Source organism: Pseudomonas sp. SIMBA_041, assembly GCF_046535095.1.
GTDB lineage: Bacteria > Pseudomonadota > Gammaproteobacteria > Pseudomonadales > Pseudomonadaceae > Aquipseudomonas > Aquipseudomonas mucoides.
The window spans coordinates 597,483-613,675 of the sequence record NZ_JAWRXJ010000002.1 but is presented as its reverse complement, the minus strand read 5'-3'; the positions used below and the strand labels follow the sequence as shown (position 1 = coordinate 613,675).

The following is a 16,193-nucleotide window of genomic DNA, read 5'->3' as shown; positions in this document are numbered from 1 at the left end:
CGCCGGGTTTAAAGTCCCTTCGTCGTTTGCTTGTAAGAACGGCTTTACGGCGGCACTCTTGGGGTCAAAGCATGATGTTCATGGCCGCCCGGATTTTTTGCTGGAGAACTGCTGATGACCGATATTGATGCACGCTTGCGCGAAGACGTTCACCTGTTGGGTGAGTTGTTGGGCAACACCATTCGTGAACAGTACGGGGACGGTTTTCTCGACAAGATCGAGCAGATCCGCAAGGGTGCCAAGGCCGACCGCCGCGGTTCCATGAATGCCGAACTGAGCGCCAGCCTCAACCAATTGAGCGAAGACGAGTTGCTGCCGGTGGCGCGGGCGTTCAACCAGTTTCTCAACCTGGCCAACATCGCCGAGCAATATCAGCTGATTCACCGCCGCGAAGCGTCGCAGCCCGCGCCTTTTGAGGCCCGCGTGTTGCCGGAACTGCTCGCTCGCCTGCGCGCCGAGGGCCACAGCGCTGACGCTTTGGCCCGGCAATTGGGGCGACTGGAAATCGAACTGGTACTGACCGCGCACCCGACCGAAGTGGCGCGCCGCACGCTGATCCAGAAGTACGACGCGATTGCCGCGCAACTGGCCGCGCAAGACCACCGCGACCTGACCCCGGCCGAGCGCGAGCAGATCCAGGCGAAATTGCAGCGCCTGATCGCTGAAGCCTGGCACACCGAAGAAATCCGCCGCACCCGCCCGACACCTGTTGATGAAGCCAAATGGGGCTTCGCGGTGATCGAACATTCGCTGTGGCAGGCGATCCCCAATTACCTGCGCAAGGCCGATAAAGCCCTGTTTGACGCCACCGGCCTGCACTTGCCGCTGGAGGCCGCGCCGATTCGTTTCGCCTCGTGGATGGGCGGCGACCGCGACGGCAACCCCAACGTGACCGCTGCCGTGACCCGTGAAGTGTTGCTGCTGGCGCGCTGGATGGCCGCCGATTTGTACGTGCGCGACGTCGATCACCTGGCGGCGGAACTGTCGATGCAGCAGGCCAGCGAAGCCTTGAAAGCCAAGGCCGGAGACAGTGCCGAACCGTATCGCGCGGTGCTCAAACAGTTGCGTGAACGTCTGCGTGCCACGCGCAATTGGGCGCACGCCTCTTTGACGACGACCACCCCGGCACCGGCCGATGTGCTGCAAAACAACCGTGACCTGCTCGATCCGCTGGAGCTCTGCTATCAGTCGCTGCATGAGTGCGGCATGGGCGTGATCGCCGACGGTCCGCTGCTCGATTGCCTGCGTCGGGCAGTGACGTTCGGCCTGTTCCTGATGCGCCTCGATGTGCGTCAGGACGCCTCGCGGCATACCGCCGCCATGACCGAAATCACCGATTATCTGGGCCTCGGACGTTACGAAGACTGGAGCGAGGAGGAGCGCATCGCCTTCCTGATGCGCGAGCAGAACAACCGTCGACCGTTGCTGCCGGCGTATTTCAAACCCTCTGCCGATACCGCCGAAGTACTGGCGACCTGCCGGGAAATCGCCGCCGCCCCCGGCGCTTCACTGGGTTCTTATGTGATCTCCATGGCCGGTGCCGCCTCCGACGTGCTCGCGGTGCAACTGCTGCTCAAAGAGGCGGGCGTGCTGCGGCCAATGCGCGTGGTGCCGCTGTTCGAAACCCTCGCGGACCTCGACAACGCCGGCCCTGTGATTGAAAAGCTGTTGCTGCTACCGGGTTATCGTTCGCGCTTGCAAGGCCCGCAGGAAGTGATGATCGGCTACTCCGACTCGGCCAAGGATGCGGGGACGACAGCGGCGGCCTGGGCGCAATATCGGGCACAGGAACGCTTGGTCGACATCTGCCGCGAGCAGCAAGTGGAACTGCTGTTGTTCCACGGTCGCGGCGGCACCGTGGGGCGTGGCGGTGGTCCGGCGCACGCGGCGATTCTGTCGCAGCCGCCGGGTTCGGTCGCCGGGCGTTTCCGTACCACCGAGCAAGGGGAAATGATTCGTTTCAAATTCGGCCTGCCGGACATCGCTGAGCAAAACCTTAATCTGTACCTGGCCGCAGTGCTGGAAGCGACCCTGCTGCCACCGCCGCCACCAGAGCCTGCGTGGCGCCATTTGATGGACGAATTGGCCGCCGATGGGGTCAAGGCGTACCGCGCCGTGGTGCGTGAGAACCCGCAATTCGTCGAGTATTTCCGCCAGTCGACGCCGGAACAGGAATTGGGCCGCTTGCCGCTGGGCAGTCGCCCGGCCAAACGCCGCGCCGGCGGAATCGAAAGTCTGCGCGCGATTCCGTGGATCTTCGGCTGGACTCAAACGCGCCTGATGTTGCCGGCCTGGCTCGGCTGGGAAGCCGCGTTGAGCAAGGCGCTTGAGCGCGGTGAAGGCGAGTTGTTGGGGCAGATGCGCGAGCAATGGCCGTTCTTCCGCACCCGCATCGACATGCTGGAAATGGTCCTGGCCAAAGCGGATGCAGATATCGCCCAATCCTACGATGAGCGTCTGGTCGAGCCGGATTTGCTTCCTTTAGGTGTGCACTTACGCGACCTATTGTCGCAGGCGTGTGCCGTGGTGCTTGGGTTGACTGGTCAGTCGCAGCTACTGGCACATAGCCCAGACACCCTCGAATTCATCCGGTTGCGCAACACCTACCTCGACCCGCTTCATCTATTGCAGGCGGAGTTGCTGGCCCGTTCGCGACAACAGGATGTGGCCCAAGGCAGCCCGGTAGAACAGGCGTTGCTGGTGTCTGTGGCGGGGATTGCCGCCGGTTTGCGAAATACCGGCTAAGGTTTTTGCCGTGGGGCGAGGCACTCGGCGCAGGCGTCGGGTGCCTGTGGGCGAGGGCCGGAAAAGGTCGGTCAGGCGACAGTTAATGATGGGGTTGCGACTTGGGGCACTCCATCAAAAGGTCACGTCAGGCAGCGGTTTCTCCGACTTTCGGCGGCTTGTGTGGTCCGGGCCTGCTGTGTATCTTGATCAGCCTTTGGCCGTTTGGGCGGCCACGACCCTATTTTTGAGATTGGCCCCACGAGGCGAATCTGACGTTATCCATATAAAAAATTGAGGAGCACATCGATGCGCGTCATTCTGCTGGGAGCTCCCGGGGCCGGTAAAGGTACTCAGGCTAAGTTCATCACCGAGAAATTCGGCATTCCGCAAATCTCCACTGGCGACATGTTGCGTGCAGCCGTCAAGGCCGGCACCGAGCTGGGCCTGATCGCCAAGAGCGTCATGGACAGCGGCGGTCTGGTCTCCGATGACCTGATCATCAACCTGGTCAAGGAACGCATCAGCCAGGCCGATTGCGCCAACGGTTTCCTGTTCGACGGTTTCCCGCGCACCATTCCTCAGGCTGAAGCCCTGGTGAAGGCCGGTGTCGAACTGGACCACGTGCTGGAAATCGACGTCAAAGACGAAGACATCGTTCAGCGTATCGCCGGCCGTCGTGTTCACGAGGCCAGCGGCCGCGTGTACCACATCGTCTACAATCCGCCGAAAATTGCCGGTAAAGACGACATCACCGGCGACGAGCTGGTACAGCGCAAAGACGACACCGAAGAAACCGTGCGTCATCGCCTGTCGGTCTATCACGCCCAGACCGAACCTCTGGTGAAGTTTTACCAGGAGCTGTCCGCCGCTCAAGGCAAACCGAAGTACAGCCACGTTGAAGGTGTTGGCTCGGTTGAAGCGATCACCGGTAAAGTGCTTGAAGCACTGAGCTAAAAAAACGCTTCATCTTCTACGGCCCGCTTGCGGGCCGTAGTTGTTTATACTGGCGCACTTTTTCTGACCTCTCTTACGGAAACATCGATGAGCACCTTGCTGGCCCTGGACACCGCGACTGAAGCTTGCTCCGTTGCCTTGCTGCATGACGGCAAAGTCACGAGCCATTACGAGGTGATCCCGCGCCTCCATGCGCAGAAGCTGTTGCCGATGATCCAGCAATTGCTTGCCGATGCCGGGACCACGCTGCAAGCAGTCGATGCCATCGCGTTTGGCCGTGGGCCGGGCGCGTTTACCGGTGTGCGGATTGCCATTGGCGTGGTCCAGGGCTTGGCATTTGCGCTGGATCGCCCGGTGTTGCCGGTGTCGAACCTGGCCGTGCTGGCGCAACGCGCGTACCGTGAACACGGTGTGAGCCAGGTGGCGTCCGCCATCGATGCGCGGATGGATGAAGTGTATTGGGGCTGCTACCGCGAAACGGCGGGGGAGATGCGCCTGGTGGGCAATGAAGCCGTGTTGCCGCCGGAAGTGGCGGCGTTGCCGACGGATGCCAGTGGCGAATGGTTTGGCGCGGGCACGGGTTGGGGGTATGCCGAGCGCATTGCCGTGAACCTGACCGGGCAGGACGCGGGCATGTTGCCGCATGCCGAAGACCTGCTGACCCTGGCGCGTTTTGCCTGGGAGCGGGGTGAGGCGATTGTGGCGGATGAGGCTCAGCCGGTTTATCTGCGCGATAAAGTGGCGACGCCTAAGGCGCGTTGATTTCTCGGTATCGAGTAGGTCCAATCGCGGGCAAGCCACGCTCCCAGAGTTTTGAGCCAGCTGCAGACGTTGTGAACCACCCAAATCCTGTGGGAGCGTGGCTTGCCCGCGATGGCGATCTACCCAGCGCAGCCAATCGTCGATTTATACCCCCAGCTTTTAAACCTTTTCCCGATTCTGTGTTCTAGTTATCACCAAGCGGTTTGCGAAGCGTTCAATGCGCCACTAAACTGCCATCATTGATACCGGACATGTACTCATGCGTATAGACGGCGTTTCCTCTCAGTCCTACCCCATCAAGCGCAAGCCTCGCAAAGGCCCTGTGGCGGAAGACGATTACGTCGATATCGACGGTGAGCTGGAAATTCCGTCCGAAGAGCAAATGGCTGCCCGTGCCGCCAAAGCCTCGGCGCAACGCCTGAGCAATCTGCCGGCGCGCCAGCAAGACATGATCTACCACCGCGCCATGAGCAAAAGCGCCGCCACGGCACTCGCCAGCTACCTGAGCACGGCCACTTTTGTCGATTGGGATACGGATGTGCTGGGTCTTGACCTGTACATCTGATGCGACTGCCTTACTACCTCGGCTGCCCGTCCTGGAGTGAAAACGCCTGGCGCGATTATCTCTATCCGCCAGACGCGAAATCCTCCGAATTTCTAAATCTCTATACCCAAGTATTCAACGCCGTAGAAGGCAACACGACTTTCTACGCGAGCCCGGCTGCGTCCACTGTCGAGCGCTGGGCCGAGGCCATGCCCGAACACTTTCGTTTCACCGCCAAGTTTCCTGGCGATATCAGCCATGGCGGTGACCTGCGCGAGCAACTGACCGCCGCCGAAACCTTTGTGCAATTGCTCCACCCCTTGGGTGAGCGGGTTTCGCCGTTGTGGCTGCAATTGTCGAAAAGTTTCACGCCGCAGCGATTGCCCGAACTGGCCGCGTTCATTGATGCGCTAGATCACCCGCTGGCCATCGAAGTGCGCCACGATGCGTTTTTTGCCAAGGGTGATGCCGAGCGCATGCTCAATCGCCTGCTGCTGGATCGCGGTGTCGAACGGATCTGCCTTGATCCGCGTGCGCTGTTCAGCTGCACGTCGACCGATCCCTCGGTGCTCCACGCCCAATCGAAAAAGCCCAAAGTGCCGCCACGCCCGGCGGCGTTCACCCAGTTCCCGCAGGTGCGTTTCATCGGCCATCCTCAGCTGGAAGCCAACGATCCGTTCCTGCAGCCGTGGGTCGAAAAAATCGCCACGTGGATCGAAGAGGGGCGCACGCCTTACATCTTCCTGCACACCGCCGACAACCTGCTGGCCGCCAGGCTGGCGCAACGTTTTCACGCACAACTGATGCTGCGTTTGCCTGGCCTGCCGCCGCTGCCTGAGCTATACAGAGAACCCGCAGCAGAACAACTTGGCTTGCTCTGAGGCGGATTCGTCCCCCTTTTCAGGAGTCTGCCCAATGGATGCGCAAACCCTTCGAGCCCAGGCGTTCAAAGCGCTGCACGAACGCGACGGGGCTTTTGTCATTCCCAACCCGTGGGACGCCGGCTCGGCGAAGATGCTAGCCAGCCTCGGGTTCGAGGCGCTGGCAACCACCAGTGCCGGCTACGCTTTTTCCAATGCGCGCCCGGATGGCGCATTGACTCTCGACGATACGCTGGCGAATGTCCGGGCGATTGTCGCGGCCACTGATCTGCCGGTGGCGGTGGACCTGGAAAACGGTTTTGCCGACGACCCCGTCCAGTGCGCCCAGAGTATTTTGCGCGCAGCTGAGGCCGGTGCGGTTGGCGGCTCTATCGAAGATGCGACGGGCCGTGAAGCGGCGCCGATCTACTGCTTCGAACATGCCGTGGCGCGGGTTGAAGCGGCGGTGGCGGCAGCGCGCAGTTTACCGTTCCCCTTCATGCTGACCGCGCGCGCCGAGAATTTTCTGCACGGCAATCCTGATCTTGCCGACACCCTTCGCCGCTTGCAGGCGTTCGCCGAGGCCGGTGCCGACGTGCTCTATGCGCCGGGGCTGCGCAGTGCCGAAGAGGTATTGGCGGTGGTCCGTGCCGTGGCGCCCAAACCGGTCAATGTGTTGATGTCCGGCGGGCTCAAGTTGACGGTCGAGCAGTTGAGCGAAATGGGCGTCAAGCGCATCAGCGTCGGATCGGCCCTCGCGTTGGCGGCGTATGGCGAATTTTTCCGGGCGGCTGAAGAGATCAAGACTTCCGGCTCGTTCGGGTTTACCTCGCGCTCCATGCCGTACGCGAAGGCTAATCTACTGTTCAAAGGCTGACGATGCGGTTGAGGGGATGGCTGTTGTTGATGCTGGTGCTCATTGGCGCGTCAGGCTTGAGTGTCTGGCGCGGTTGGGTCTCCCTGCCGCCACCGTGGAACCCTTGGGCGCCACTGGACGTAAACGCCGAACCGAATCTGCTGACCCGCTACAAGTTGATGCGCTTGAGCGATGACCCACAGTTGTGCGATCAGGCCCTGAGCAATTCCGGATTGCGCGTGACTCGCCAAGCCGACAGTCCCGACGCCACATGCCCGCTGATCAACACGTTGCGTGTGCAGGGTGGCGAAGTGGCCCTGAGCAGCAGCTTCCTTGCCAGTTGCCGCCTCGCGGTGTCGTTCGCGCTGTTCGACCGGCATGTCCTGCAACCCGCGGCGCAGGCGGTTTACGGGCTGGCGGTGACGCGAGTCGAGCATCTGGGCAGTTTTGCCTGTCGCAATGTGTATAACCGCGACAAGGGCAGGCTCAGTCAGCACGCGTCGGCCAATGCCCTGGACATTGCCGGTTTCCGCCTCGCGGATGGGCGAACTGTCAGCGTGCTCAAGGATTGGCCAAAAGATAATCAGGACGCGCGTTTTCTGCGTCAGGTCCGCGACGGTGCGTGCGACCTGTTCAGTGTGGTGTTGAGCCCGGATTACAACGCCGCCCATCACAATCATTTTCATGTGGATGCCGGGCCGTGGTGGGTGTGTCGCTGATGGCCTGTTATTGAAGGATCAGGCGGCGATGCGCAGGTTTTGCAGAACGATCGGGCGAGCCCAGCCATTATCGAAGTCGAGTTGTTTCTGTTGTTCCACCAGCTCTTCGGGGGAGAATGGTGGGAACGGTTTGTCCAGCAGGTCCATCTCGAATTCGGCGATCGGCAGGTGCAGCGGACGTGGTTGTGGCGCCGGGCCGGCTTCCGGCACGGGTTGACCGGCGGTGAGCACGATAGGGCGAACCCAGCCGCTTTCGAAGTCCTGTTGTTTTTGCTGAGCGACGATTTCTTCCGGTGGGAACGGTGGCGCCGGTTTGTCGGCCAGGTCCATTTCGAACTCGGCAATCGGCAAAAACAGTGGCTCCGGTGGGCGGACCACGGTATCCGTCACATTGCATTCGCGCTGGGAGACGATGTGTGCCAGCAGATCGCTGCCGACGGTGGGCTCGACCGGGCTGTCGAGATCGACCGGTGGAAACTTGAGCGACTCGGGAACCCCATCACCTGGCTGATCGGCCAGCGCCCGGGCAAAAAAATCTTGCCACAGGTGACTGACACCGCCCAACGCCTGGGTGTTTCGCAGGTTGTAATCGCCGTAGGGCGAGATAAAACCTGTGATTGTGGGTTGAAAGTCTGACATTTCTCTCGGTCGACGCTCAGCTCTGGCAAAATGCCCGTTAGTTTTGTTATCGGCCGTTTTTGCCGATCATTAATTTTTTGAGCGTGTTTTCCGATGATTGATCAACCGGCAGTTTGCCGCATCCATGTCGAGGCCCTGGGCACGACCTTTCAGCCCCAGGCCGAGCAATGGGCCGAGCGCCTGGGCTTGCCGTTGCAGGTGGATGATGGCGAGTTCGCCTTGCAGGTTGGCGAGCAAGGCTTGCAGCTGCAACAACTCGGGGCGGATGCGCCGGGGCCGGTGCGGGTGGACTTCGTCGAAGGCGGGGCGGCGCATCGCCGGTTGTTCGGTGGCGGCACGGGACAGATGATCGCCAAGGCTGTTGGCATCGCGCAGGGCGTGCGTCCGCGTGTTCTGGATGCCACGGCGGGCCTCGGCAAGGATGCGTTCGTGCTGGCGAGCCTGGGCTGCGAGATGAGCCTGATCGAGCGTCAGCCGCTGATCGGCGCCCTGCTGGAGGATGGCCTGGCGCGCGGCGCGGAAGATTTCGACGTGGCTCCCATCGTGGCGCGCATGCGTTTGCTCAAGGGCAATTCGATTGAAGTGATGCGTAACTGGGAGGGTGAGCCGCCGCAGGTGATCTACCTCGACCCGATGTTTCCCCATCGCGAGAAAACCGCGTTGGTGAAGAAGGAAATGCGCTTGTTCCGGCCGTTGGTGGGCGATGACCCGGATGCGCCGGCATTGTTGGAGGCCGCATTGGCGTTGGCCAGCCACCGGGTAGTGGTCAAGCGGCCGCGCAAGGCGCCGTGCATTGCAGGGCCGAAGCCGAGTCATGCGCTGGACGGGAAATCCAGCCGGTATGACATTTATCCGAAGAAAGCGCTCAAGCCCTGAGACCGAGTCGCTCCCATCGCGAGCAAGATCGCTCCCACATTGGATCTGTGCAACACCAGAGATCCCCTGTGGGAGCGAGCTTGCTCGCGATGGGGCCAGACCAGTCACCCCATTTCTATCAGGCTGTCTGCGGCCGATAAGCCCGCATAAACAACCCCACCACTTCCTGCACATGGTCTTCGGCCGCCTCCCCGGTCACCGGCCCGCCGCAGCCATACAGCAACCGAAAATTGCCCCCGCCCTTGAGCAAGCAGAAGAAATGCTCAGCCGCATTACGCGGTTTATCAATGCTCAGCACACCGCTTTGATCAACCTTGGTCAGCAACCGCTCCATGCCATCCAGCATGCGTTGCGGCCCGGCCTCGAAAAAGATCAGCGAGAGTTTCGGGTCCTGGCTGCCGAGGGTGATCATCAGGCGGTGCAGGTTCACGGATTCGTCGCTGTTGATCAGCTGATGAAAGCCGTGCGCGATATTCAGCAGCACCGTTTCAACCGCAACCCCATCCGCCAGTTCGAAAAACAGCGGCGGCAGTTGCTCTTCGCACTTGGCGACCACGGCGGCGGAGAACAGCGTTTCCTTGTCGTTGAAGTGGCTGTAGACCGTCAGCTTGGACACGCCCGCCTCAGCCGCCACGGCATCCATGCTGGTGTTCGCGTAACCCTTGCTCACAAACAGAATTTTAGCCGCATCGAGGATGGCCTGGCGCTTGGCCAGATCCTTGGGGCGGCCCGGACCGCTGGGTGCTGAAAGATTGTTCGACATATTCCGCTTTAATACTGGACTGGTGAGTTTGCTATTAATACCATACTGCTCAGTATAATTATTCCAAGCACCATTAGCGAAAGGTCGTTCACCATGTTCCGCTATGCCTTGTCCCTCGCGTTGCCAGTCAGTCTGGCGTTTTTTTTGACGGCGTGTGGTCACGAAGAGGCGCCGCAAGTCACCCTTCGTCCGGCCATGGTGGTCCAGCCAGAGCCTTCGGCGCAGGCGATGGAAAGCTATCCCGGTGAAGTGCGGGCTCGCTATGAACCGGATCTGGCGTTTCGCATTGGCGGCAAAGTCAGCCGACGACTGGTCGAGGAAGGGCAGCGCGTCAAGGCTGACCAGCCTCTGGCCGAGCTCGACCCTCAAGACGTACGCCTGCAACTGGAAGCCACCCGCGCGCAGGTCGCCGCCGCCGAGGCCAATCTGAGCCTGGTGCGCACCGAGCGGGATCGCTACAAGACCCTGATGGACCGTCAGATGGTCAGCCATTCACAGTACGACAATGCCGAAAACCTTTACCGGTCCGGTGAAGCCCGCCTCAAGCAAATCAAAGCCGAATTCAATGTCTCGACCAATCAGGCGAGCTACGCGGTACTGCGCGCGCCCCAGGATGGCGTCGTGGCCAAGCGGGCCGTGGAAGTCGGGCAAGTGGTGGCCGCCGGGCAAACCGTGTTCACCCTCGCCACCGATGGCGAACGTGAAGTGCTGATCAGCCTGCCGGAACAGAGTTTCGGCCGCTTCAAGGTCGGTCAGCCCGTGTCGGTAGAACTCTGGACCCAACCGGATCAGCGCTTCGCCGGCCGCATCCGCGAACTGTCGCCCGCCGCCGATCCAAAATCGCGCACCTTCGCCGCCCGCATCGCGTTTACCGCCGGCAAAGTCCCGGCGGAGCTTGGCCAAAGCGCCCGGGTGTTTATCCAGACGGCAGAAACCATCGCGCTGTCGGTGCCGTTATCGGCGGTCACCGCGGAAAACGGCGCGACCTATGTGTGGGTGCTCGGGGCCAACAACACCCTGAAAAAAGCCCCGGTGCGGGTCGGTCCGTTTGGCGAGAAAACCGTGACTGTGCTCGAAGGCCTGAACGCCAGCGACTGGGTAGTGGCCGCCGGTGTCCATGTGCTTCACGACGGGCAGCAAGTGTGTCCGGTGGATCGCTCCAACCGCGTGGTCAATCTGGCGGACAAGGAGTAATTCCCGATGCGCTTCAACCTTTCCGAATGGGCGTTGCGTAATCGCCAGATCGTACTGTTCCTGATGCTCTTGCTGGCCGTCGTCGGTGCGCTTTCCTACACCAAGCTCGGTCAAAGCGAAGACCCGCCGTTTACTTTCAAGGCCATGGTGATTCGTACCAACTGGCCGGGGGCTACGGCTCAAGAAGTGTCGCGTCAGGTCACTGAACGCATCGAAAAGAAACTGATGGAAACCGGCGAGTACGAGCGCATCGTCTCGTTCTCCCGTCCGGGTGAGTCCCAGGTCACCTTTGTCGCGCGCGATGCCATGCATTCCAAGGACATTCCCGAACTCTGGTATCAGGTCCGCAAGAAGATCAGCGACATCCGCTACACCTTGCCGCCGGGCATTCAGGGGCCGTTTTTCAACGATGAGTTCGGCACCACCTTCGGCAACATCTACGCCCTGACCGGCGACGGTTTTGATTACGCGGTGTTGAAGGACTACGCCGACCGCATTCAGATCCAGCTGCAACGGGTCAAGGATGTGGGCAAGGTCGACTTGCTCGGGCTGCAGGACGAGAAGATCTGGATCGAGCTGTCCAACGTCAAACTCGCCACCCTTGGCTTGCCATTGGCCGCCGTGCAGCAAGCGCTTGAAGAACAGAATGCGGTGTCGACGGCCGGGTTCTTCGAAACCACCAGTGAGCGATTGCAGCTACGGGTCTCGGGGAATTTTCAGACGGTCGATGAGATCAAGAACTTCCCGATTCGCGTCGGTGATCGCACGTTCCGCATTTCCGATGTGGCCGACGTTCGCCGCGGTTTTAACGATCCTCCCGCACCGCGTATGCGCTTCATGGCCGAAAATGCTATCGGTCTGGCCGTGGCGATGAAGGATGGCGGCGACATTCTGGTGCTGGGTGAGGCACTGGAAAAAGAGTTCGACCGCATCCAGAACAACCTCCCGGCCGGGATGCAATTGCGCAAAGTGTCGGACCAGCCCGCCGCGGTGAAAACCGGGGTCGGCGAATTCATTCAGGTGCTGGTCGAAGCCTTGGCGATTGTGTTGCTGGTGAGCTTCTTCTCACTTGGCATGCGCACTGGCATGGTGGTCGCACTGGCGATTCCGCTGGTGCTGGCAATGACCTTTGCCTGCATGTATTACCTCGGCATCGGCCTGCACAAGATTTCCCTCGGCGCGCTGGTGCTGGCGCTGGGCCTGCTAGTGGACGACGCGATCATCGCCGTGGAAATGATGGCGATCAAAATGGAGCAGGGCTTCGACCGTATCAAGGCAGCCAGTTATGCCTGGACCAGTACGGCGTTCCCGATGCTCACCGGTACGCTGATCACCGCCGCCGGCTTCCTGCCGATTGCTACCGCGCAATCGAGCACCGGCGAATACACCCGCTCGATCTTCCAGGTGGTGACCATCGCGCTGCTGGCCTCGTGGGTCGCTGCGGTAGTGTTTGTGCCGTACCTGGGGGAAAAACTCCTGCCGGATCTGGCGAAAATTCATGCGGCGAAACACGGCACGGATCAGCCCGACCCTTATGGCACGCCGTTCTATGAGCGGGTCAGACGTTTGGTGGAATGGTGCGTACGGCGACGCAAAACGGTGATCGTGCTGACGATCATGATGTTTGTTGCCTCGGTCATGCTGTTCCGTTTCGTGCCGCAACAGTTTTTCCCGGCGTCGGGGCGGCTGGAGCTGATGGTCGATCTGAAACTGGCCGAAGGCGCCTCCCTGAGCAACACCGCCGACGAAGTCAAACGCCTGGAAGCCTTGCTGAAGGACCGCGCCGGTATCGACAACTATGTGGCCTACGTCGGCACCGGTTCACCGCGTTTCTACCTGCCACTGGATCAGCAACTGCCGGCGGCGAGCTTCGCGCAAGTGGTGGTCCTGGCCAAGACCATCGAGGATCGCGAAAGCCTGCGCACCTGGCTGATCGAAACCCTCAACGAACAATTCCCGGCCCTGCGTGGGCGGGTCACGCGTCTTGAAAACGGGCCTCCAGTAGGCTATCCGGTGCAGTTCCGGGTGACCGGCGAGCACATCGACGAAGTCCGCGCCCTGGCCCGTAAAGTGGCGGCCAAGGTTCGCGAGAATCCGCACGTTGCCAACGTCCACCTGGACTGGGAAGAACCGAGCAAAGTGGTGTACCTGAACGTCGATCAGGACCGCGCCCGAGCGCTGGGCGTGAGCACGGCGAACCTGTCGAAGTTCCTGCAAAGTTCCCTGACCGGTTCCAGCGTCAGCCAGTACCGCGAAGACAACGAGTTGATCGAAATCCTGCTGCGCGGCACCTTGCACGAACGCACCGAACTGTCGTTGCTGCCTAGCCTGGCCGTGCCGACCGACAATGGCCGCAGCGTTGCACTGTCGCAGATCGCGACGCTGGAATACGGCTTCGAAGAAGGCATCATCTGGCACCGTAATCGCCTGCCCAACGTCACCATTCGCGCCGACATCTACGGCAAGGAACAACCTGCCACGCTGGTGCAGCAGATCATGCCGACGCTCGATCCGATTCGCGCCGAATTGCCGGACGGCTACTTGCTGGACGTCGGCGGCACGGTCGAAGATTCCGCCCGTGGACAGAACTCGGTGAAGGCCGGTGTGCCGCTGTTCATCGTGGTGGTGTTGACGTTGCTGATGCTGCAACTGCGCAGCTTCTCGCGCACGGTGATGGTGTTCCTCACCGCGCCGCTGGGGCTGATCGGCGTGACCTTGTTCCTGTTGGTTTTTCGCCAGCCGTTCGGTTTTGTCGCGATGCTGGGGACCATTGCGCTGTCCGGGATGATCATGCGTAACTCGGTGATTCTGGTGGACCAGATCGAGCAGGACATCGCGGCAGGTCTCAAGCCCTGGCAGGCGATTATCGAGGCGACCGTGCGCCGCTTCCGCCCGATTGTGTTGACTGCATTGGCGGCGGTACTGGCGATGATTCCGTTGTCACGCAGTGTGTTCTTCGGGCCGATGGCGGTGGCGATCATGGGCGGTCTGATCGTGGCGACGGCGTTGACGTTGCTGTTCTTGCCGGCGTTGTATGCGGCGTGGTTCAGGGTGAAGAAAGAGCCGGTCTGACTTCCTACATGTATTTCAGAATCCTCTGATGTTGAGTCAGAGGACTCTGAATGCTGTACTCACGACTCAGTTTTACGAGTATTGAGACAGTCGTCATGAAGAGGCCACCGGTTGTAACGGGCAGGACCGATCCGGTGTTCGACCTGTTGATGAAATTCCCCCACAAGGAACGCCTCCCTGACTACCTGGCCCTGCTGAAGCCGCTGGATGATCAGGGGCGCTACCTTCCATTTGATGAATTGCGTTACCGCTGGGCGCCGGGGCTGGATTCCAGAGTGTGCTGGGCCTTGGTCAAAAAGGCCCGGACAGCACAATATTCCTGCCTTCTGCCCTTGGGCGAACCGGTCCAGTGGTGCAACTTCGTGCTGACGCCATTGGCGCAGAAAGCCATTTCGGCAGTCGATCGGCAAACCACCACCGCTGCGCTGGAATACATGACCAACCAGATCGGTGAGCGCGCGCATTTCAGCTATCTGCTCAATGACCTGATCGAAGACGAAGCCATCAGCAGCAGCCAACTCGAAGGCGCTGCCACCACCACGCGGGTGGCAAAGGACATGCTTAAGCGCCATCGCCTGCCGCGTACACCCGATGAGCGAATGGTCATTGGCAACTATCAGATGATGAACTTTGCCTGGGAAAAGCGTTATGAACCACTGAGTGTGGAACTCATCACTGCAATGCACCGTGTTGGCGTCGAGGGTATTGATGACGCGCAGTATTCGCCGGGTGAATTCAGAGGCAACGATGATGTGGTGGTGCAGGACGGTGAGGGCAACACCGTGCATACACCGCCGCCCGCCGCAGGGCTGGTGTCACGCTTGCAGGTGCTGACGAAGTGGATCAATCAGTCCCACAACGATATCAATCGTGAGGACTACCTCCATCCGCTGATGAAAGGCATCGCGCTGCATTTTGCCTTGGGTTACGAGCATCCTTTCCGCGATGGCAATGGTCGTGTTGCGCGGGCGCTGTTTTACTGGTTCATGTTCAAGAATGATTTCTCGGCATTTCGCTACATCGCGATCAGCGTGTTGTTGCGCAACGCACCCGTGAAATACGGGCGGTCGTATTTGAATACCGAGGCCGATGAGCTGGACCTGACTTACTTCATCGATTTCCAGTGTTCGGTGCTCCTGCGGGCCGTCAGCGGTTTTACCGAGGTCTATCGCAAGCGTCTGGCCTACGCCGAGCGCTTTGATCGCTGGTTGATGGCGTCCGGCTTTTTCGACCAGCTCACCGAGAAGCAACGCGCCGTTTATCAAGTGGCCAAGAGCGGGATGGCCAAGGAGTTCACCGCCGTCAATGTGAAGGAAAATCTCGACTGTTCTTACAACACGGCTTCGGCGACCTTGAACGGGCTGGTTGATCTGAAGGTGTTCGAGAAACGGAAGATGGGCCGCGAGTGGGTATTCTTTTTACGGGCGGCCCCCGTTACCCCATCCATCATCCGAGGCCGTTTAAATGAAAAGCCCGCTGAAGTCGTAAAGGTCAGCGGGCTTTTTCTACAGGGTTCAGGCGCTCGGAATTACAACGTTCCAAACACCTTTTTCGCCAGACTGGTCGCCGCTGCCGCGGGGTTCTGGCGAATGGTTTCTTCCTGTTTGCCGATCATCTCGAACAAACCGTTCAGGGCTTGCTCGGTCACGTAGTTTTCGACGTTGGCGTTCTTGGCATCCAGCACACCCATGGTCGCCGCCTGACCGGCGAACGTGTTGTATTGCTTGGCCAGGCCGACCTGATCAGTGGCTTGCTTCACAATCGGCAGGAACTTCGTGCGGATCTGTTCGCGACTGGTTTTGTTCAGGTATTGAGTGGCCGAGTCATTGCCGCCGCTGAGGATGCCCTTGGCATCTTCCACACTCATTTTCTTCACCGCGTCCACGAGGATCGGCTGGGCCTGGGTCACGGCAGTTTCAGCCGCTTTGTTCATGCTGGCTTCCAGTTCGTCGACCTGATCGCCCATGCCGAACTGCTTCATCTTGCCGGCGACCTTGCCGAGTTTGCCCGGCAAACCGATTTTCACCTCAGGGTTGTTGCTGAAGCCACCCGGTGTGCCGAGTTGTTTGACCGCCAGTTGTGCACCTTGGGTCAGGGCATCCTTGAGGCCGCCAGTGGCATCTTTTTGCGACAGGTCGTTGAGCGACAGCGCCAGTGCGCTGGCAGAGATCATCAGGCCTGCGCAGAGGCCGGCGAAGCGAAGGGTAGGGCGGAACATGACAGCTTC

General features: G+C 60.4%; 13 protein-coding genes and 1 pseudogene. 11 read left to right on the top strand and 3 right to left on the bottom strand.

What is annotated here, in order from left to right; genetic code table 11:
* Window positions 1–114 precede the first annotated feature (114 nt).
* The 7 genes from ppc (at window position 115) to SB725_RS06525 (ending at window position 7,422) form a co-directional block, all read left to right on the top strand.
* Window positions 115–2,745: a phosphoenolpyruvate carboxylase gene (gene ppc / locus SB725_RS06555; RefSeq protein ID WP_410921447.1), complete on the top strand. Its 2,631-nt coding sequence runs from the start codon at window positions 115–117 to the stop codon at window positions 2,743–2,745.
* Between the two features lie 288 nt (window positions 2,746–3,033).
* The gene (gene adk, locus SB725_RS06550) at window positions 3,034–3,681 is read left to right on the top strand and encodes an adenylate kinase (protein WP_027924949.1); all 648 of its coding nucleotides are present in this window, start codon (window positions 3,034–3,036) and stop codon (window positions 3,679–3,681) included.
* An 87-nt stretch (window positions 3,682–3,768) separates the two neighbouring features.
* Window positions 3,769–4,443, top strand: coding sequence for a tRNA (adenosine(37)-N6)-threonylcarbamoyltransferase complex dimerization subunit type 1 TsaB (tsaB, locus tag SB725_RS06545; protein WP_194939938.1), 675 nt, complete (start codon window positions 3,769–3,771; stop codon window positions 4,441–4,443).
* Window positions 4,444–4,702: 259 nt separating this feature from the next.
* The gene (locus tag SB725_RS06540) at window positions 4,703–5,008 is read left to right on the top strand and encodes a hypothetical protein (protein ID WP_410921446.1); all 306 of its coding nucleotides are present in this window, start codon (window positions 4,703–4,705) and stop codon (window positions 5,006–5,008) included.
* Complete coding sequence (locus SB725_RS06535) at window positions 5,008–5,868, top strand: DUF72 domain-containing protein (protein ID WP_410921445.1); 861 nt, start codon at window positions 5,008–5,010, stop codon at window positions 5,866–5,868. Before SB725_RS06540 ends, SB725_RS06535 begins: the two co-directional genes overlap by 1 nt.
* A 34-nt stretch (window positions 5,869–5,902) precedes the next feature.
* Window positions 5,903–6,724 (top strand): isocitrate lyase/phosphoenolpyruvate mutase family protein, encoded by an 822-nt coding sequence (locus tag SB725_RS06530; protein ID WP_410921444.1) that lies wholly within the window; start codon window positions 5,903–5,905, stop codon window positions 6,722–6,724.
* A gap of 2 nt (window positions 6,725–6,726) precedes the next feature.
* Entirely contained in the window at window positions 6,727–7,422 is a 696-nt protein-coding gene (locus tag SB725_RS06525; RefSeq protein WP_194939937.1) for an extensin family protein, read from the top strand.
* A gap of 18 nt (window positions 7,423–7,440) precedes the next feature.
* On the opposite strand, the gene SB725_RS06520 is transcribed toward SB725_RS06525, so the two are convergent.
* Window positions 7,441–8,061: a hypothetical protein gene (locus SB725_RS06520; protein ID WP_027924955.1), complete on the bottom strand. Its 621-nt coding sequence runs from the start codon at window positions 8,059–8,061 to the stop codon at window positions 7,441–7,443.
* A gap of 93 nt (window positions 8,062–8,154) precedes the next feature.
* Here SB725_RS06520 and SB725_RS06515 point away from each other — a divergent pair, with 93 nt between their 5' ends.
* Window positions 8,155–8,937: a class I SAM-dependent methyltransferase gene (locus tag SB725_RS06515; protein ID WP_027924956.1), complete on the top strand. Its 783-nt coding sequence runs from the start codon at window positions 8,155–8,157 to the stop codon at window positions 8,935–8,937.
* A gap of 118 nt (window positions 8,938–9,055) precedes the next feature.
* Here SB725_RS06515 and SB725_RS06510 read toward each other — a convergent pair whose 3' ends face one another.
* Window positions 9,056–9,700, bottom strand: a complete 645-nt coding sequence (locus tag SB725_RS06510) for a TetR/AcrR family transcriptional regulator (protein WP_027924957.1) — start codon at window positions 9,698–9,700, stop codon at window positions 9,056–9,058.
* Between the two features lie 93 nt (window positions 9,701–9,793).
* Here SB725_RS06510 and SB725_RS06505 point away from each other — a divergent pair, with 93 nt between their 5' ends.
* The 3 genes and pseudogenes from SB725_RS06505 to SB725_RS06495 form a co-directional block, all read left to right on the top strand.
* A complete protein-coding gene (locus SB725_RS06505) occupies window positions 9,794–10,894 on the top strand; it encodes an efflux RND transporter periplasmic adaptor subunit (RefSeq protein ID WP_410921443.1) in 1,101 nt (366 codons plus the stop codon).
* A gap of 6 nt (window positions 10,895–10,900) precedes the next feature.
* Window positions 10,901–13,966, top strand: coding sequence for an efflux RND transporter permease subunit (locus SB725_RS06500; RefSeq protein ID WP_027924959.1), 3,066 nt, complete (start codon window positions 10,901–10,903; stop codon window positions 13,964–13,966).
* Between the two features lie 95 nt (window positions 13,967–14,061).
* A pseudogene (locus SB725_RS06495) lies at window positions 14,062–15,396 on the top strand (Fic family protein); the annotation flags it as partial.
* A 98-nt stretch (window positions 15,397–15,494) separates the two neighbouring features.
* On the opposite strand, the gene SB725_RS06490 reads toward SB725_RS06495, so the two are convergent.
* A complete protein-coding gene (locus tag SB725_RS06490; protein WP_027924961.1) occupies window positions 15,495–16,184 on the bottom strand; it encodes a DUF4197 domain-containing protein in 690 nt (229 codons plus the stop codon).
* Window positions 16,185–16,193: the final 9 nt, after the last annotated feature.